This window comes from Streptomyces sp. NPDC017890 (assembly GCF_044328675.1).
In the GTDB taxonomy this organism is placed as follows: Bacteria; Actinomycetota; Actinomycetes; order Streptomycetales; family Streptomycetaceae; genus Streptomyces.
The window spans coordinates 165,761-182,852 of the sequence record NZ_JBIRHU010000003.1; the positions used below are offsets into that span (position 1 = coordinate 165,761).

Genomic DNA, 17,092 nt, shown 5'->3' on the forward strand with positions numbered 1-17,092 from the left:
TTCCCGTGTGGCGTGTGCCGTGTCCCGGTCAGTCCCGGTTCTGTACGTGCTGGTAGCCGAAGCGGCCCTTGATGCACAGGTTGCCGTGGGTCACCGGATTGTCGTGCGGCGAGGTGACCTTCACGATCTCATTGTCCTGCACGTGGAGAGTGAGATTGCAGCCCACTCCGCAGTACGCGCACACCGTGGTCGTCTCGCTCTGCCGCTCCTCGTCCCACGTGCCGGCCGCGCGCATGTCGAACTCCGACTTGAAGGACAGGGCCCCGGTGGGGCAGACCTCGATGCAGTTGCCGCAGTAGACGCACGCCGAGTCGGTCAGCGGGGCGTCCTGCTCGACCGAGATCCGGGCGTCGAAGCCACGGCCGGAGACAGAGATCGCGAAGCTGTTCTGCCACTGGTCGCCGCAGGCGTCCACGCACTTGTAGCAGAGGATGCACTTGCCGTAGTCGCGGACGTAGAGGTCGTTGTCGATCCTGGGTTCCTCGTCGACGCGGGCGGCGTCCGGGCCGAAGCGGTCCGGCTCCGCCCCGTACTCCCTGATCCACTGAGCCGCCGAGGGCGTCGTGGACAGGTCGACCGAGGACGCGAGCAGTTCGAGGACGACCTTGCGGCTGTGCCGGGCGCGTTCGGTGTCCGTGCGCACCACCATGCCCGGCTCCGCCCGGCGCGAGCAGGCGGGGGCCAGGGTCCGGGCGCCCTCGACCTCCACCACGCAGACCCGGCAGGCGTTCTTCGGGGCGAGCGTGTCGCCCTCGCACAGGGTCGGCACGTCCTTCCCGGCGGCCCGGCAGGCGTCGAGGATCGTCGACCCCTCGGGGACGCGGGCGTCCTGCCCGTCGAGGGTGAACTCCACCAGCCGGCGCGGCACTCCGAGCGGTATCGCGGTCATTCGTACGCCCCCAGACGGTCGATGGCGGATTCCACGGCGTTCCACGCGGTCTGCCCGAGGCCGCAGATCGAGGCGTCGCGCATCGCGCGGCCGACCTCGCGCAGCAGGGCGATGTCGTCGGCCGCGGCGGCGCCCGTGCGGTCCGCGATCCGGCGCAGCGCCTCCTCCTGGCGCACGGTCCCCACCCGGCACGGCACGCACTGCCCGCACGACTCGTCGCGGAAGAACCCGGCGATGCGCAGCAGCAGCCCGGGGAGCGGCACGGTGTCGTCGAAGGCCATGACGACTCCGGAGCCGAGGGTCGTGCCCGCCTCGCGGGTCCCCTCGAAGGTGAGGGGGATGCCGAGTTCGTCGGGGCGGACGAAGCCGCCCGCCGCGCCGCCGAGCAGTACGGCCCGCAGCCCTTTTCGCACTCCGGCGAGCGTGAGCAGCTCGCCGAGCGTGGCGCCGAACGGCAACTCGTAGACGCCGGGGCGGTCCACGCTTCCCGACACGCAGTACAGCTTGGGGCCGGTGGAGGTCTCCGTGCCGATCGCCGCGTAGGCCGGGGCGCCCATGGTCAGGATCGGCAGCACGTTGACCAGCGTCTCGACGTTGTTCTCCACCGTCGGCTTGCCGAACAGGCCCTTCTCCACGGGGAACGGCGGCTTGGAGCGCGGCTCGCCCCGGTAGCCCTCGATGGAGTTGAACAGGGCCGTCTCCTCACCGCAGATGTACGCGCCCGCGCCCCGCCGGATCTCGATGTCGAAGGAGTAGCCCTGGCCGAGGACGTCGTCGCCGAGCAGGCCGCGGGTGCGGGCCTGCGCGATGGCGTGGGTGAGGCGGGCGAGGGCGCGCGGGTATTCGCCGCGGAGGTACAGGTAGCCCTTGTGCGCGCCGGTGGCGTACGCGGCGATCGTCATCGCCTCGACGAGTGCGTACGGGTCGCCCTCCATGAGTACGCGGTCCTTGAAGGTGCCGGGCTCGGACTCGTCGGCGTTGCAGACGAGGTAGTGCGGGTGGTCGGGCTGGGCGGCCGTCGCCTGCCACTTGCGGCCGGTGGGGAAGGCGGCGCCGCCGCGGCCGGCCAGGCCGGAGTCGGTGACCTCGCGGATGACGCCGGCGGGGCCGAGGGCGAAGGCGCGGCGCAGGGCCGTGTAGCCGCCGTGGGCGCGGTAGTCGTCGAGGGAGGCGGGGTCGACGGTGCCGACGCGTTCGAGGAGGGTGAGGGCCCGGTCGCCTGCCTGGGGGACCGCTGCGGCGGGTGGGGGTTCGGTGGGGGCGGATTCGGGAGCCGTCGCCGCGTGGACGGCGGTGGTGGGGGTGGCGGGGGCGCACACGGCGGTGGCGTGGGGGGTGTTTCGCCCCCGCCGTCCCTCCCCTCCCCCGCTCTCGGCTTCGCTCGAGCGGGAGGGGCACCCACCGAGACCGGGGACTGTGCCCTCGGACCCCTTTTCGGCCGGGGGCGTCCCCGCGCGTATCGCCAGAGCCGCCGGTGCCCGCTCGCACAGGCCCAGGCACGGGCTGCGCTCGACCCGTACCGCGCTCTCCGGCCCCAGCCGCTCCTCCACCCCCGCGCACAGTTCCGTCGCCCCGGCCGCCGTGCACGCCAGGTCGGTGCAGACGTGGAGCACCGTGGCCGGGCGGGGGCGGACCGAGAACATGGCGTAGAAGGTGGCGACCCCGTAGGCCTCCGCGGGCGGCACCGTCAGTCGCCTGCACAGGTAGTCCAGGGCGCCCTCGCTGATCCAGCCGACCCGGTCGTTGAGGGCGTGCAGCCCCGGCAGCAGCAGGTCGCGGCGGTCCCGGGCCTCCCGTCCGCCGCGGGCCCACCGCAGGTCGGTGTCGGAGCGGTCGGCGCCCTCCCAGGACGACTCGGGCGGGCCGAGCAGGGCGTCGACTGCCGCGCGCTCCTCGTCCGTCGGCTTGCTGTCACCGAAGCGCAGGTCCACTGGTGCTCACCTTCTCGATCCGGATCGCCGAGGCCTTGAACTCCGCCGTCCCCGCGATCGGGCAGTTGGCCTCGATGGTCAGCTGGTTGGTGTCCACCTCGTCGGGAAAGTGGAAGCTCATGAAGGCGAGCCCGGGACGCAGGGCGGTGTCGACCCACACGGGCGCGAGCACCGACCCGCGCCGGGAGGTCACCCGTACCTCCTCGCCGACCGTCACCCCGTAGCGTTCGGCGTCCTCCGGGCACAACTCGACGGACTCCCCGCGACGCAACGGGGACGCGTAACCACCGCTCTGTACGCCCGTGTTGTAGGAATCGAGCCGTCGGCCCGTGGTCAGCCGGATCGGGTACGCCTCGTCGGTGAGGTCCACGGGCGGGTCGTGCCGGACGATGCCGAAGGGCGCGCGCGGGCCACGCCGGGCCGGGTCCGTCTCCCACAGCCTGCCGTGCAGGTAGGTCGGTTCCAGCTTCTCGGTGCTCGGGCACGGCCACTGGATGCCCTGGTGCTCCTCCAGGCGGGCGTACGTCATGCCGTGGTGGTCCGGCGACAGGGACCTCAGCTCGTTCCAGACGGCCTCGGCGTCGGGGTACTTCCAGTCGTGGCCGAGGCGGGCCGCCAGGTCGCAGAGGATGTCGATGTCCTCCCGGGCCTGGCCGGGTGGGGTCACCGCCTTGCGGACACGCTGGACGCGCCGCTCGCTGTTGGTGGTGGTGCCCTCGGTCTCCGCCCAGCCGGCGGTCGCCGGGAGGACCACGTCGGCCAGTTCGGCGGTCTTCGTCAGGAAGATGTCCTGCACGACGAGGAAGTCCAGCGCCCGCAGGCGGCGTAGCGCCTGTTCGCTGTCGGCCTCCGACTGCGCGGGGTTCTCGCCGATGCAGTAGACGGCCCGCAGGGTCCCGTCCTCCATGGCCTCGAACATCTCGGTGAGGGTGAGGCCGTGGCGCGGCTGGATGACGGTGTCCCAGGCCGTCTCGAACTTCCGCCGGACGCCGTCGTCGAGGACGTCCTGGAAGCCGGGCAGCCGGTTGGGGATCGCCCCCATGTCGCCGCCGCCCTGCACGTTGTTCTGGCCGCGCAGGGGCTGCAGCCCGGAGCCGTAACGGCCGACGTGGCCGGTGAGCAGGGAGAGGTTGATCAGCGCGCGGACGTTGTCCGTGCCGTTGTGGTGCTCGGTGATGCCGAGGGTCCAGCACAGCTGCGCGCGCTCGGCGCGTGCGTAGGAGTGCGCCAGGTCGCGGATGGCGGCGGCCGGTACGCCCGTCACCTTCTGGGCGAGGGACAGCGTCCACGGTTCGACGAGGGCCCTGTACTCCTCGTAGCCGCTGGTCGCCCGCTCGACGAACGCCTCGTTGACGAGCCCGGCGTGGATGATCTCCCGGCCGACCGCGTGTGCCATCGGGATGTCCGTGCCGACGTTCGGGCCCAGCCAGCTCTCCGCCCACTCGGCGGTGGAGGTGCGGCGCGGGTCGACGGCGTACAGGCGGGCGCCGCCCCGGACGCCCTTCAGTACGTGCTGGAAGAAGATCGGGTGCGCGAGGCGGGCGTTGGAGCCCCACATCACGATCACGTCGGTGTGCTCGACCTCCTCGTACGACGAGGTCCCGCCGCCCGAGCCGAAGGCGGCCGACAGGCCCGCGACGCTCGGGGCGTGGCAGGTGCGGTTGCAGGAGTCGACGTTGTGGGTGCCCATGACGACCCGGGCGAACTTCTGCGCCACGTAGTTCATCTCGTTGGTCGCCCGGGCGCAGGAGAACATCCCGAACGCGCCGCGCGCCGCCGCGAGGCCCCGGGCGGTCCGGTCCAGGGCCTCCTCCCAGGTCGCCCGGCGGAAGGGCGCGTCGCGCGAGTCCCGCACCAGGGGGTGGGTGAGGCGGGTGTAGGTCTTCGGGCTCCGGTCGCGTCGGTTTCCGCCGCGTCGTTTCCCGTCGCGTCGGTTCCGGTCGTGTTCGCTCATGCGGCGCTCCTCCGTGCGAGCAGGTCCGACAGGGCGTGCACGGTGCGCAGGGTGGGCACCGGGACCCCGGTGATCTCCGCCAGTTCGACGACGGCCGCGAGGAGCACGTCGAGTTCGAGCGGCTTGCCGCGCTCCAGGTCCTGGAGCGTGGAGGTGCGGTGGTCGCCGACCCGCTCGGCGCCCGCGAGCCGGCGCTCGATGGAGACGCCGACCTCGCAGCCGAGGGCCGCGGCGACCACCAGCGTCTCGGTCATCATGGTCTCGATGACCTGGCGGGTGCCTCTGTGCAGACACATCTGCCGCATCGTGGCGCGGGTCAGGGCACTGATCGGGTTGAAGGAGATGTTGCCCAGCAGCTTCAGCCAGATGTCGCCTCGCAGGTCCGGCTCGACCGGGCACTTCAGGCCGCCCGACCGCATCGCCTCGCTGAGCGCCAGGCACCGTGCCGAGACACCGCGGCCGGGCTCGCCGATCGAGAACCGGGTGCCTTCCACATGCCGCACCACGCCGGGCTGTTCGAGTTCGGTGGCCGCGTAGACGACGCAGCCGACGGCCCGTTCGGGCGCGAGCACCGCGCTGACCGCGCCGGCCGGGTCCACACTCTCCAGACGGCGCCCGTCGTACGGGCCGCCGTGCCGGTGGAAGTACCACCAGGGGATGCCGTTCTGGGCGGCCACGACCGCCGTGGTGTCGTGCAGCAGCGGCTCGATCAGCGGCCCGCACGCCGCGTACGAGTTCGCCTTGAGCCCCAGGAACACGTAGTCGGCCGGGCCGACCTCGGCCGGGTCGTCGGTGGCGCGGGGATGCGCGGTGAAGTCGCCGCGCGGGCTGCGCACCCGTACTCCGTACTGCCTCATGGCCGCCAGATGCGGTCCACGGGCGATGAGATGCACGTCGGCGCCCGCACGGTGGAGCGCGGCGCCGACGTAGGCGCCGATCGCCCCGGCGCCGAGGACTGCGACTTTCATGGCGAGGGAGCTCCGTTCGGTCGAGGGATACCGAGGAACTGCCGACCGAACCCGATCCCGACGCTCTGCCGGCCCTGTCGCTTCTGTCGACGAAATATTGTCTACAGTATGGAGGTTGGTCCAGCAAGGCTTTGTGCAAGGACGGTGGTTGTCTGCTCAACCGTCTTCTCAACCGCTTTCCCGCTGCCTACGGTTGGGGACCCATGAGTCCCCCCGTCGCACCCCCGGGCTGGAGCCGCTGGCTCGTTCCTCCCGCCGCCCTCTCGGTCCACCTCTCCATCGGCCAGGCCTACGCCTGGTCCGTGTTCAAACCGCCCCTGGAGTCCGCCCTCGGTCTCAGCGGCACGCAGAGCGCGCTGCCCTTCCAGCTCGGCATCGTGATGCTCGGGCTGTCCGCCGCGTTCGGCGGCACGCTCGTCGAGCGCCACGGACCGCGCTGGGCGATGACCGTCGCCCTGGTCTGCTTCTCCTCCGGCTTCCTGCTCTCCGCGCTCGGCGCGGCGGTGGAGCAGTACTGGCTGATCGTGTTCGGCTACGGGTTCGTCGGCGGGATCGGCCTCGGCATCGGCTACATCTCACCCGTCTCCACGCTGATCAAGTGGTTCCCGGACCGGCCCGGCATGGCCACCGGCATCGCCATCATGGGCTTCGGCGGCGGCGCGCTCATCGCCTCGCCCTGGTCGGCGCAGATGCTGAAGTCCTTCGGCGCCGACAACGACGGGATCGCGCTCGCCTTCCTGGTGCACGGACTGACGTACGCCGTCTTCATGCTGCTGGGCGTGGTGCTGGTGCGGGTGCCGCGCCCCAGGGAACGGGCGGACGGCTCACCGGCCGTGCTCGACGGCGTCCAGGTCTCGGCACGCGATGCCGTGCGCACCCCCCAGTTCTGGCTGCTGTGGATCGTGCTCTGCATGAACGTCACGGCCGGCATCGGCATCCTGGAGAAGGCCGCGCCGATGATCACCGACTTCTTCGCCGACACCTCCACGCCGGTCTCGGTCACCGCCGCCGCGGGGTTCGTGGCCCTGCTCTCGGCGGCCAACATGGCGGGCCGGATCGGCTGGTCCTCGACCTCCGACCTGATCGGACGCAAGAACATCTACCGCGTCTACCTCGGCGTCGGCGCGCTGATGTACACGCTGATCGCCCTGTTCGGCGACTCCTCCAAGCCGCTGTTCGTCCTGTGCGCCCTCGTCGTCCTGTCCTTCTACGGCGGCGGCTTCGCCACGGCACCCGCCTACCTCAAGGACCTCTTCGGCACCTACCAGGTCGGCGCGATCCACGGACGGCTGCTCACCGCCTGGTCCACGGCCGGTGTCCTCGGGCCACTGATCGTGAACTGGATCGCCGACCGGCAGGAGGAGGCCGGGCGGCACGGCGCGTCCCTGTACGGGATGTCGTTCGTCATCATGATCGGGCTGCTGGTCGTCGGCCTGGTCGCCAACGAACTCGTCCGCCCGGTCCACCCCCGCCACCACGTATCCGCCACCCCGGCACCGAAGGAGGCCGCCGATGTCCGACGACAGCAGCCAGAGTCCGCCTGACCTTCCCGGCCGGCGGCCGCTGATCACCTTCACCTGGCTCTGGGTGGGCGCACCGCTCGCCTACGGGCTGTACGAACTCGTCCGGAAGGCGACCCAGTTGTTCACCGGATGAGCGCGGGCCGGGGGCGGGGACGCGGGGAAGGGCGCCGGGGATGCTGACCGAAGCCGACAAGCCGGACGCCCGTTTCCTGTCGTATCACCTGCCGTCGTACCCGTCGGTCACTCATCACACTGGTGGATCCCGTACCCCGAGGCAGCGAGGACTCCATCCATGCACGGCTCCCGCATCACCGCCGTCGGTCATTACCAGCCCGCCAAGGTCCTCACCAACGAGGACCTGGCAGGCATGGTCGACACCAGCGACGAGTGGATCAGGAGCCGGGTGGGCATTCACTCCCGCCGCATCGCCGGACCCGACGAGCCGGTCGACGAGCTGGCCGGCCACGCCGCGGCCAAGGCGCTCGCGGCGGCCGGACTGACCCCCGCCGACGTGGACATGGTCGTGGTCGCCACCTCCACCGCGATCGACCGTTCCCCGAACACCGCCGCGCGCGTCGCGGCCCGCCTCGGCATCCCGGAACCCGCCGCGCTGGACGTCAACGTGGTGTGCGCGGGCTTCCCGCACGCCCTGGCCACCGTCGACCACGCCGTGCGGGCCGGCTCCTCGAGCCGCGCACTGGTCATCGGCGCGGACAAGATGTCCGAGGTCGCCGACTGGACCGACCGCACCACCTGCGTGCTCGTCGGCGACGGGGCGGGGGCCGCCGTCGTGGAGGCCTGCGCACCGGGCGAGGAGGCGGGGATCGGCCCCGTGCTGTGGGGGTCCGTGCCCGAGATGGGGAACGCGGTCCGCATCGAGGGCACGCCGCCCCGCTTCGCGCAGGAGGGGCAGAGCGTCTACCGCTGGGCGACCACGCGGCTGCCCGCCATCGCGCGCCGGGCCTGCGAGCGTTCGGGGCTGGAACCGGCCGACCTCGCCGCGGTCGTGCTGCACCAGGCGAACCTGCGCATCATCGAACCCCTCGCCGCGAAGATCGGCGCCGTCAACGCCGTCGTCGCCCGCGACGTCGTCGAGTCCGGCAACACCTCGGCCGCGAGCATCCCCCTCGCGCTCTCCAAGCTGGTGGAGCGGGGCGAGATCACCACCGGCGACCCGGTGCTGCTCTTCGGCTTCGGCGGAAACCTCTCCTACGCCGGGCAGGTCGTCCGCTGTCCCTGAACGACCGGGCCCGCCCCCGCTGTGTGACGTGGCCGGCACCCGGCCCCTGCCCTCTGTGCGCCGTAGACTGTAGACGAAAGACAATCAATACTTGCGTACTGGTTGTGTGTCGGCTGCCGAGGGGGACCGATGTTGTCCGCAGGACTGCCGCAGGGCGCGGTGCCCAGGCTCGAACGGCCCGGCCCGCTCCGTGACCGCGTCTACGAGGCGCTGCTCGAACTCATCACCACCCGAGCCCTCCAGCCCGGCCAGCACCTGGTCGAGAGCGAACTCGCCGGTCATCTCGGGGTGTCGAGACAGCCCGTGCGTGAAGCCCTGCAGCGGCTCAACACCGAGGGCTGGGTCGATCTGCGTCCCGCGCAGGGCGCGTTCGTGCACGAGCCGACGGAGGAGGAGGCCGACCAGCTCCTGACGGTCCGGACGCTCCTGGAGGCGGAGGCAGCCCGGCTCGCCGCGGCCAACGCGGGCAGCGCGGGCGTGGCCGCTCTGGCGGAGCTGTGCGAGGAGGGGGAGCGGGCGGTCGCCGCCGGCGACGTGGACGCCGCCGTCGTCCTCAACGCCCGCTTCCACGCGAAGATCATGGAGCTGGCCGGCAACGCCGTCCTCGCCGAACTCGCCGCACAGGTCGACCGCCGGGTCCGCTGGTACTACACGCCCATCGCCCGGCAGCGCGGCCGGCAGTCCTGGATCGAGCACCGCGCGCTCATCGCCGCCATCACCGACCGGGACGAGCAGACGGCGACGCGACTGATGCGCGAGCACACCGAGCACACCCGGCGCTCGTACCATGCGCGAGAAGAAACCTGAGGTCAGAGGCCTTACGGAGGGCTTTCAGGGACCTTTCGGAGACTTTTTGAGGACCTCGAGGAGGCCGCCCGGCGTGATGGCCGGGCGGTCTCGTCGTGTCCCGTGCCGCTGAGCGCTCCGCGCTTCTTTGTCCACTCAGTGGAGAAAGTTCGCAGCAATTCGTGCGTGACTTCTTCCCACACCCGGCGCCCACTGCTACGTTCCCTCCGAAAGCAAGCCACGGACGTGGCCGGAATCCGGCACACACTCAAGGCCGATTGAGGCGGGGAGGGGCTCGTGAGACGCATGACGGCACGACCCGCCAACGCCCACCAGGCGCGACTGCTCCAGCTGTTGCGTGACGGAGGGCCCAACTCCCGTGCGCAGCTCGGTGATCAGGTCGATCTCTCGCGGTCGAAGCTCGCCGTGGAGGTGGACCGGCTGCTGGAGACGGAGCTGGTCGTGGCCGACGGACTCGCCGCCTCGCGCGGCGGGCGCCGCAGCCACAACATCCGCCTCAACCCCGAACTGCGTTTCCTCGGCGTCGACATCGGCGCGACCTCGGTCGACGTCGCCGTCACCAACGCGGAGCTGGAGATCCTCGGGCACATCAACCAGCCCATGGACGTCCGCGAGGGACCCGTCGCGGTCTTCGAGCAAGTGCTGTCCATGGCGGCGAAGTTGCGGGCCTCGGGGCTCGCGGAGGGCTTCGACGGCGCCGGCATCGGCGTCCCGGGGCCGGTCCGCTTCCCCGAGGGAGTGCCGGTGGCTCCGCCGATCATGCCGGGCTGGGACGGCTTCCCCGTACGGGAGGCGCTCAGCCAGGAACTCGGCTGCCCGGTCATGGTCGACAACGACGTGAACCTGATGGCGCTGGGGGAGCAGCACGCGGGCGTCGCCCGCACCGTGCACGACTTCCTCGTCGTCAAGATCGGTACCGGCATCGGCTGCGGCATCGTCGTCGGCGGCGACGTCTACCGGGGGACGACGGGCAGCGCGGGCGACATCGGGCACATCCAGGCCGTGCCCGACGGACGCCCGTGCGCCTGCGGCAACCGGGGTTGTCTGGAGGCCCACTTCAGCGGCGCGGCACTGGCCCGCGACGCCACGGAGGCCGCCCAGCAGGGCCTGTCGGCCGAACTCGCGAACCGGCTGGAGGCGAACGGGGGCCTCAGCGCCGCCGACGTCGCCGCCGCGGCCGCCGCGGGGGACGCCACCGCACTCGACCTGATCCGGGAGGGCGGCCGGAGCACCGGCCAGGTCATCGCCGGCCTGGTCAGCTTCTTCAACCCGGGCCTGGTGGTGATCGGCGGAGGGGTGACCGGCCTCGGCCACAACCTGCTCGCCGCGATCCGCACCCAGGTCTACCGCCAGTCGCTGCCGCTGGCCACCGGCAACCTGCCCATCGTACTGGGGGAGCTGGGCCCCACCGCCGGAGTCATCGGCGCGGGCCGGCTGATCAGCGACCATCTGTTCTCACCCGCGTAGGCACCACCTGTCACCCGCGTAGGCACCACCGGCTCCTGAGCTCCACCAGCACAGCGCCCTGCCCTGCCCCGCCCTGTTCCACCCTGCCCTGCTCAGCTCTGCTCTGCCCTGACACCGGCCCGCACGCCCGCCGAGGGGACCTCACATGGCACCAGAACCACCGCTGCTCAGCATGTCCGGCATCACCAAGTCGTTCCCCGGAGTCCGGGCCCTGGACGGCGTCGACCTCGACGTCCAGGCCGGCGAGGTGCACTGCCTGCTCGGCCAGAACGGCGCCGGGAAGTCCACCCTCATCAAGGTGCTGGCCGGCGCCCACCAGCCCGACACCGGCACCATCCGCTGGCGCGGCGAGGACGTCACCCTGCGCTCACCCATCGCGGCCATGCGCCTCGGCATCGCCACCATCTACCAGGAACTCGACCTGGTGGAGCATCTGTCGGTCGCCGAGAACGTCCACCTCGGCCACGAGCCGACCGCCGCCGGCTTCGTCGTGAGGGGGAAGGCCGCCAAGGCTTCGACAGCCCAGCTCCTCAAGCGACTCGGGCACCCGGAGGTCGATCCGGGACGGCTGGTCGGGGAGCTGTCGGCGGCGCAGCAGCAGATCGTCTCCATGGCGCGGGCACTCTCGCACGACGTACGGCTGATCGTGATGGACGAGCCGTCCGCCGCGCTCGACCCGGACGAGGTCGACAACCTCTTCCGCATCGTCGCCGACCTCACCGCCGACGGTGTCGCCGTCGTCTACATCTCGCACCGACTGGAGGAGATCCGCCGCATCGGCGACCGGGTCACCGTCCTCAAGGACGGCCGGGCCGTCGCAGGCGGGCTGCCCGCCAAGGCGACGCCGACCAGCGAAGTCGTGGCGCTGATGACCGGACGCAACGTCGAGTACGTCTTCCCGGACCGGCCCACCGCACCGCCTTCCGCCGAGCCCGTGCTGAGCGTGCGGGGACTGTCCCGGGAGGGCGAGTTCGCCCCCCTCGACCTGGAGATCCGCCCCGGGGAGATCGTCGGCCTGGCCGGCCTCGTCGGCTCCGGCCGCTCCGAGATCCTGGAGACGGTCTACGGGGCCCGGAAGGCGAGCACGGGCCAGGTCATCGTCGACGGGCGTCCGCTGCGCCCCGGCAGCGTGCGCGCCGCGGTGCGCGCCGGACTCGGACTCGCCCCTGAGGAACGCAAGGCGCAGGCCCTGCTGATGCTGGAGTCCGTCACCCGCAACGTGTCGGTCTCCGCCATGTCCCGCTTCTCGCGCGGCGGCTGGATCGACCGGGGCGCCGAACTCGGCGCGGCCCGCGCGGCGACCCGCGAGCTGTCCCTGCGGCCCGACAACCCCTCCGTGCCCGTGCGCACCCTGTCCGGCGGCAACCAGCAGAAGGCGGTCCTCGCCCGCTGGCTGCTGCGCGGCTGCCGGGTCCTGCTGCTCGACGAACCCACCCGCGGCGTCGACGTCGGCGCCCGCGCCGAGCTCTACGCGGTCATCCGCCGCCTCGCCGACGAGGGCCTCGCCGTCCTGCTGGTCTCCAGCGAGGTGCCCGAGGTACTGGGCCTCGCCGACCGCGTGCTGGTGCTGCGCGAGGGCCGTGTCGTGCACGAGGCCCCCGCCCGCGACCTCGACGAACACCGCGTACTCGACCTCGTGATGGAAGGAAGCCCGGCGTCATGACGCAGCACGTGTCCCCGCCACGGGGCGGCACCGGCAAGGCGGCAACGGTGGACGGTCCGCCCGCCTGGCGGGCCCAGTTGGGCCGCGCCGACGTCCGCACCCTCACTCTGCTCGGCGTGCTCGCCGCACTGGTCCTGATCGGCGGCATCACCCAACCCGACGCGTTCCTCGACACCCGCAACCTCCAGCTGGTGCTCACCCAGGCGTCCGTGATCGGCGTCGTCACCGTCGGCATGACCTTCGTCATCGTCTCCGGCGGCATCGACCTGTCCGTCGGCGCCATCGTGGCCCTGGCCTCGGTGTGGGCGACCACGGTCGCCACCCAGGAATACGGGTTCGCCGGCATCCTCTTCACGGCGGTCGTGGTCGGCGTGGGCTGCGGACTGGTCAACGGGGTACTCATCGCGTTCGGTCAGATGGTGCCGTTCATCGCCACCCTGGCCATGCTGGCCTCGGCGCGCGGCCTCGCGGAGCAGATCACCGACGGCCGGACCCAGGTCGTCACGGTCCCCAGCGTCCTGGACCTCGGCGAGCGCGACGCCTACATCCTCGGCATCCCGCCCCTGGTGCTGGTGTTCGCCGCCGTCACCGTCATCGGCTGGCTGGTACTCAACCGGACCACCTTCGGCCGCCGCACGGTCGCCGTCGGCGGCAACGCGGAGGCCGCCCGGCTCGCCGGCATCGACGTCCGCCGCCAGCGGCTCTACCTCTACCTGCTGTCCGGGCTGTGCTGCGGCATCGCCGCCTTCCTGCTGATCGTCCTGGCCGGCTCCGGTCAGAACACCAACGGCAACCTCTACGAACTCGACGCCATCGCCGCCGCGATCATCGGCGGAACGCTCCTGACCGGCGGGCGCGGCCACATCCTCGGCTCCGTGCTCGGCGTCCTGATCTTCACCACGATCACCAACATCTTCGCCCTGAACAACCTGCAGAGCGACGTCCAGCAGATCGCCAAGGGCGCGATCATCGTCGCCGCCGTGCTGGTCCAGCGCCGTACCGCAAGCACGCACTGAGGAAAGGGTTCACCGTCATGACGAAGCTCACGAGTCGCAGAGGACTGCTCTTCGGAGCCGCCGCCGTGTCCGCAGGTGCCGTCCTCACCGGGTGCACCAGCAACGACCCCGACGACGGCGGCGACAAGGCCTCCGCGGACACGCAGCCGGCCGCCGACGACAAGCCGGGCAAGGCCGTCACCATCGGCTACGCCGGCCCGCAGGCCGACCACGGCTGGCTCAACGCCGTCAACGACAACGCGAAGAAGCGCGCGGAGAAGTACTCGGACGTCACCCTCGAGATCACCGAGGGCTCCAACGACACCGCCCAGCAGATCGGCCAGATCGAGACCCTCATCAACAAGAAGGTCGACGTCCTGGTGGTGCTGCCCGCCGACGGCAAGGCGCTCACCCAGATCGGGCTGCAGGCCATGCGCGCCGGCATCCCGGTCGTGAACCTCGACCGCATCTTCAACAGCCCCCAGGCCTACCGCTGCTGGGTGGGCGGCGACAACTACGGCATGGGCCTCAACGCCGCCCACTACATCGGCGAGAAGCTCAAGGACAAGCCGGACGCCAAGGTCATCGAGCTGGCCGGCCTGGACAACCTGGAACTGACCAAGCAGCGCACCCAGGGCTTCGACGACGGCCTGAAGAACTACCCGAACATCCAGAAGGTGGCCCGTCAGGCCGCCGACTTCACGGTCGAGTCCGGCCAGGCCAAGATGGCCCAGCTGCTCCAGGCCCAGTCGGACTTCGACGCCATGTGGAACCACGACGACGACCAGGGCGTGGGCGCGCTGCGCGCCATCGAGCAGGCCGGACGCGACGACTTCCTGATGGTCGGCGGCGCGGGCGCGCTCTCCGCCTTCCAGGCCATCAAGGCGGACAGCGGCGTACTGAAGGCGACCGTGCTCTACCCGCCGACCATGGCCGCCTCCGCGATCGACCTGGCCCGTGCCCTCGGCCAGGGCAAGGGAATCAGCGGCCTCGCCGAGTTCGAGATCCCCTCGACCGTCACCTGCTACTCGGCCGTCGTCGACAAGGAGAACGTCGACCAGTACATGTCCACGGGCTTCAAGTGAGGGCCGCCGCCCCACGGCCGGCCTGACCAGCCGGCCGTCGGGCGGGGCCCACCCCCCACCGCGCCACCACGACGAGGAGGACATCCGCATGGGACAGCCGCAGCAGCCCGAGGGGGCCGGAGCGGAGCCATCAGCCACCGGGACCGAAAGCGGGTCCGGGACCAGGCCGACGGGGGCGTCCGCGACCAGACCGCCGCTGCGTGTCGGCATGGTCGGCTACGCCTTCATGGGTGCCGCACACTCCCAGGGCTGGCGCACCGCCGGCCGCGTCTTCGACCTGCCGCTGAACCCCGTACTGGCCGCGGTCTGCGGCCGGGACGCCGACGCCGTCCGCACGGCGGCCGACCGGCACGGCTGGGCGAGCACCGAGACCGACTGGCGGGCCCTGGTCGAACGGGACGACATCGACCTCGTCGACATCTGCACCCCCGGTGACAGCCACGCCGGGATCGCGCTGGCCGCGCTCGCCGCCGGCAAGCACGTCCTGTGCGAGAAGCCGCTGGCCAACACCGTCGAGGAGGCGGAGGCGATGACCCGGGCCGCCGACGAGGCGGGCGCACGGGGACAGCTGGCGATGGTCGGGTTCAACTACCGCCGGGTGCCGGCGACCGCGCTGGCCCGGCGGATGGTGGACGAGGGCCGCGTCGGCCGGCTGCGGCACGTGCGGGTGACGTACCTCCAGGACTGGCTCGTCGACCCCGAGGCGCCGCTGACCTGGCGGCTGCGCAAGGAGCAGGCCGGGTCGGGCGCCCTCGGTGACCTGGGGGCGCACATCGTCGACCTCGCCCAGTACCTGACGGGGGAGAGGATCGCGGGCGTCTCCGCCCTCACCGAGACCTTCGTACGGCAGCGCCCGCTGCCCGAAGGCGCCCCCCGGGGCCTGTCGGCGGGATCGGCGGACGGTGCCACCGGACAGGTCACCGTGGACGACGCAGCCGTGTTCACCGGCCGCCTCACCTCCGGGGCCCTGGTCTCCTTCGAGGCCACCCGGTACGCCACCGGCCGCAAGAACGCCCTGCGCATCGAACTCAACGGCGAGCGCGGCTCCCTCGCCTTCGACCTGGAACGGCTCAACGAGCTGTCCTACCACGACGGTACGGAGCCGGGGGAGCGCGCCGGTTTTCGCCGCATCCTCGTCACCGAGCCCGAGCACCCCTACCTGGACGCCTGGTGGCCGCCGGGCCACGGGCTCGGCTACGAGCACACCTTCGTCCACCAGGTGCGCGACCTCGTCCACGCCGTGGCCGAGGGCCGCCGGCCCGAACCCTCCTTCGCCGACGGGCTGCAGGTGCAGCGCGTCCTGGCAGCGGTGGAGGAGAGCGCCGAGAAGAACTCCGTCTACACCCCGATCGCCCCCTGAGGAGGCTGGCAGCGACATGCCGCGCAATTTCACTCTCTTCACCGGTCAGTGGGCGGACCTGCCCCTGGAGGAGGTCTGCCGCCTGGCCCGCGACTTCGGCTACGACGGCCTGGAACTCGCCTGCTGGGGCGACCACTTCGAGGTCGACAAGGCCCTCGCCGACCCCTCCTACGTGGACTCCCGCCACCAACTGCTCGACAAGTACGGCCTCAAGTGCTGGGCGGTCTCCAACCACCTGGTCGGCCAGGCCGTGTGCGACGCCATCATCGACGAACGCCACCAGGCGATCCTGCCCGCCCGCATCTGGGGCGACGGCGACGCGGAGGGCGTCCGGCAGCGGGCCGCCGCCGAGATCAAGGACACCGCACGGGCCGCCGCCCGCCTCGGCGTCGACACCGTCATCGGCTTCACCGGGTCGGCGATCTGGCACCTGGTCGCCATGTTCCCGCCCGCCCCCGAGTCGATGATCGAGCGCGGCTACCAGGACTTCGCCGACCGCTGGAACCCGATCCTCGACGTCTTCGACGCCGAGGGCGTGCGGTTCGCCCACGAGGTCCACCCCAGCGAGATCGCCTACGACTACTGGACCACCCAGCGCGCCCTGGAGGCGGTCGGCCACCGGCCCGCCTTCGGCCTCAACTTCGACCCCTCCCACTTCGTGTGGCAGGACCTCGACCCCGTCGGCTTCCTGTGGGACTTCCGGGACCGGATCTACCACGTCGACTGCAAGGAGGCCCGCAAGCGCCTCGACGGCCGCAACGGGCGGCTCGGCTCCCACCTGCCGTGGGGCGACCCGCGCCGCGGCTGGGACTTCGTGTCGGCCGGCCACGGCGACGTCCCCTGGGAGGACGTCTTCCGCATGCTGCGCTCCATCGACTACCGGGGCCCGGTCTCCGTCGAGTGGGAGGACGCCGGCATGGACCGGCTCCAGGGCGCACCCGAAGCCCTCACCCGCCTCAAGACGTTCGACTTCGAGCCGCCCAGCGCGTCCTTCGACGCCGCGTTCAACAGCTGAGGCGCGCACCCGAGACGGCACGTCGGGACGGGGGCCGGAAGTCCGCCGGCCCCCGGTCCGGCCTGCCCGAATCCTGCTTTGTCCTGCAATGGGGAAAAGTTCAACCGGTTTTGATCCAAGGGGTGTTGGCCCCGGAAGAACGCGGTTACCGTCCCTGATGTGTTCAGGACATCCAACCCCCGGGGTGACGGCGCA

14 protein-coding genes are annotated in these 17,092 nt (G+C 71.6%); 10 read left to right on the forward strand and 4 right to left on the reverse strand.

What is annotated here, in order from left to right; genetic code table 11:
• Positions 1 to 28 precede the first annotated feature (28 nt).
• The 4 genes from ACH4F2_RS05670 to ACH4F2_RS05685 are packed head-to-tail and all read right to left on the reverse strand — an operon-like array spanning position 29 to position 5,742.
• Positions 29 to 889, reverse strand: a complete 861-nt coding sequence (locus ACH4F2_RS05670; protein WP_398131405.1) for a 2Fe-2S iron-sulfur cluster-binding protein — start codon at positions 887 to 889, stop codon at positions 29 to 31.
• On the reverse strand, positions 886 to 2,820 hold the full coding sequence (locus ACH4F2_RS05675; RefSeq protein ID WP_398131406.1) for an NAD(P)H-dependent oxidoreductase subunit E: 1,935 nt from the start codon (positions 2,818 to 2,820) through the stop codon (positions 886 to 888). The genes ACH4F2_RS05670 and ACH4F2_RS05675 overlap by 4 nt, the downstream gene beginning before the upstream one ends.
• Positions 2,801 to 4,774: a molybdopterin oxidoreductase family protein gene (locus ACH4F2_RS05680; RefSeq protein WP_398131407.1), complete on the reverse strand. Its 1,974-nt coding sequence runs from the start codon at positions 4,772 to 4,774 to the stop codon at positions 2,801 to 2,803. The genes ACH4F2_RS05675 and ACH4F2_RS05680 overlap by 20 nt, the downstream gene beginning before the upstream one ends.
• Positions 4,771 to 5,742 carry a 2-dehydropantoate 2-reductase gene (locus tag ACH4F2_RS05685; protein WP_398131408.1) on the reverse strand — a complete coding sequence of 324 codons (972 nt, stop codon included), beginning with the start codon at positions 5,740 to 5,742 and terminating at the stop codon, positions 4,771 to 4,773. The genes ACH4F2_RS05680 and ACH4F2_RS05685 overlap by 4 nt, the downstream gene beginning before the upstream one ends.
• A gap of 203 nt (positions 5,743 to 5,945) precedes the next feature.
• Between ACH4F2_RS05685 and ACH4F2_RS05690 the strand changes: the two genes are divergently transcribed.
• The 10 genes from ACH4F2_RS05690 to ACH4F2_RS05735 all read left to right on the forward strand — a co-directional run bounded on the left by ACH4F2_RS05690 (position 5,946) and on the right by ACH4F2_RS05735 (position 16,897).
• Complete coding sequence (locus ACH4F2_RS05690) at positions 5,946 to 7,286, forward strand: OFA family MFS transporter (RefSeq protein ID WP_398131409.1); 1,341 nt, start codon at positions 5,946 to 5,948, stop codon at positions 7,284 to 7,286.
• A complete protein-coding gene (locus ACH4F2_RS05695) occupies positions 7,255 to 7,398 on the forward strand; it encodes a hypothetical protein (RefSeq protein ID WP_398131410.1) in 144 nt (47 codons plus the stop codon). Before ACH4F2_RS05690 ends, ACH4F2_RS05695 begins: the two co-directional genes overlap by 32 nt.
• Positions 7,399 to 7,557: 159 nt before the next feature.
• Positions 7,558 to 8,505: a beta-ketoacyl-ACP synthase III gene (locus ACH4F2_RS05700; protein ID WP_398131411.1), complete on the forward strand. Its 948-nt coding sequence runs from the start codon at positions 7,558 to 7,560 to the stop codon at positions 8,503 to 8,505.
• A 129-nt stretch (positions 8,506 to 8,634) separates the two neighbouring features.
• On the forward strand, positions 8,635 to 9,312 hold the full coding sequence (locus ACH4F2_RS05705; protein ID WP_398131412.1) for a GntR family transcriptional regulator: 678 nt from the start codon (positions 8,635 to 8,637) through the stop codon (positions 9,310 to 9,312).
• A 285-nt stretch (positions 9,313 to 9,597) separates the two neighbouring features.
• On the forward strand, positions 9,598 to 10,779 hold the full coding sequence (locus ACH4F2_RS05710) for an ROK family protein (RefSeq protein ID WP_398131413.1): 1,182 nt from the start codon (positions 9,598 to 9,600) through the stop codon (positions 10,777 to 10,779).
• A gap of 145 nt (positions 10,780 to 10,924) precedes the next feature.
• Positions 10,925 to 12,442 carry a sugar ABC transporter ATP-binding protein gene (locus ACH4F2_RS05715; protein ID WP_398131414.1) on the forward strand — a complete coding sequence of 506 codons (1,518 nt, stop codon included), beginning with the start codon at positions 10,925 to 10,927 and terminating at the stop codon, positions 12,440 to 12,442.
• A complete protein-coding gene (locus ACH4F2_RS05720) occupies positions 12,439 to 13,458 on the forward strand; it encodes an ABC transporter permease (protein WP_398131415.1) in 1,020 nt (339 codons plus the stop codon). Before ACH4F2_RS05715 ends, ACH4F2_RS05720 begins: the two co-directional genes overlap by 4 nt.
• A 17-nt stretch (positions 13,459 to 13,475) precedes the next feature.
• A complete protein-coding gene (locus ACH4F2_RS05725; protein ID WP_398131416.1) occupies positions 13,476 to 14,522 on the forward strand; it encodes a substrate-binding domain-containing protein in 1,047 nt (348 codons plus the stop codon).
• 88 nt (positions 14,523 to 14,610) lie between these two features.
• Complete coding sequence (locus tag ACH4F2_RS05730) at positions 14,611 to 15,882, forward strand: Gfo/Idh/MocA family protein (RefSeq protein WP_398131417.1); 1,272 nt, start codon at positions 14,611 to 14,613, stop codon at positions 15,880 to 15,882.
• 16 nt (positions 15,883 to 15,898) lie between these two features.
• Positions 15,899 to 16,897: a sugar phosphate isomerase/epimerase family protein gene (locus tag ACH4F2_RS05735; protein WP_398131418.1), complete on the forward strand. Its 999-nt coding sequence runs from the start codon at positions 15,899 to 15,901 to the stop codon at positions 16,895 to 16,897.
• Positions 16,898 to 17,092 lie beyond the last annotated feature (195 nt).

Excerpts from the sequence above, each read along its gene's own strand:
- ACH4F2_RS05670 (WP_398131405.1), bottom strand. The coding sequence starts at position 889 with ATGACCGCGATACCGCTCGGAGTGCCGCGCCGGCTGGTGGAGTTCACC.
- ACH4F2_RS05680 (WP_398131407.1), bottom strand. The coding sequence starts at position 4,774 with ATGAGCGAACACGACCGGAACCGACGCGACGGGAAACGACGCGGCGGA.
- ACH4F2_RS05685 (WP_398131408.1), bottom strand. The coding sequence starts at position 5,742 with ATGAAAGTCGCAGTCCTCGGCGCCGGGGCGATCGGCGCCTACGTCGGC.
- ACH4F2_RS05690 (WP_398131409.1), top strand. The coding sequence starts at position 5,946 with ATGAGTCCCCCCGTCGCACCCCCGGGCTGGAGCCGCTGGCTCGTTCCT.
- ACH4F2_RS05695 (WP_398131410.1), top strand. The coding sequence starts at position 7,255 with ATGTCCGACGACAGCAGCCAGAGTCCGCCTGACCTTCCCGGCCGGCGG.
- ACH4F2_RS05700 (WP_398131411.1), top strand. The coding sequence starts at position 7,558 with ATGCACGGCTCCCGCATCACCGCCGTCGGTCATTACCAGCCCGCCAAG.
- ACH4F2_RS05705 (WP_398131412.1), top strand. The coding sequence starts at position 8,635 with ATGTTGTCCGCAGGACTGCCGCAGGGCGCGGTGCCCAGGCTCGAACGG.
- ACH4F2_RS05710 (WP_398131413.1), top strand. The coding sequence starts at position 9,598 with ATGACGGCACGACCCGCCAACGCCCACCAGGCGCGACTGCTCCAGCTG.
- ACH4F2_RS05715 (WP_398131414.1), top strand. The coding sequence starts at position 10,925 with ATGGCACCAGAACCACCGCTGCTCAGCATGTCCGGCATCACCAAGTCG.
- ACH4F2_RS05720 (WP_398131415.1), top strand. The coding sequence starts at position 12,439 with ATGACGCAGCACGTGTCCCCGCCACGGGGCGGCACCGGCAAGGCGGCA.
- ACH4F2_RS05725 (WP_398131416.1), top strand. The coding sequence starts at position 13,476 with ATGACGAAGCTCACGAGTCGCAGAGGACTGCTCTTCGGAGCCGCCGCC.
- ACH4F2_RS05730 (WP_398131417.1), top strand. The coding sequence starts at position 14,611 with ATGGGACAGCCGCAGCAGCCCGAGGGGGCCGGAGCGGAGCCATCAGCC.
- ACH4F2_RS05735 (WP_398131418.1), top strand. The coding sequence starts at position 15,899 with ATGCCGCGCAATTTCACTCTCTTCACCGGTCAGTGGGCGGACCTGCCC.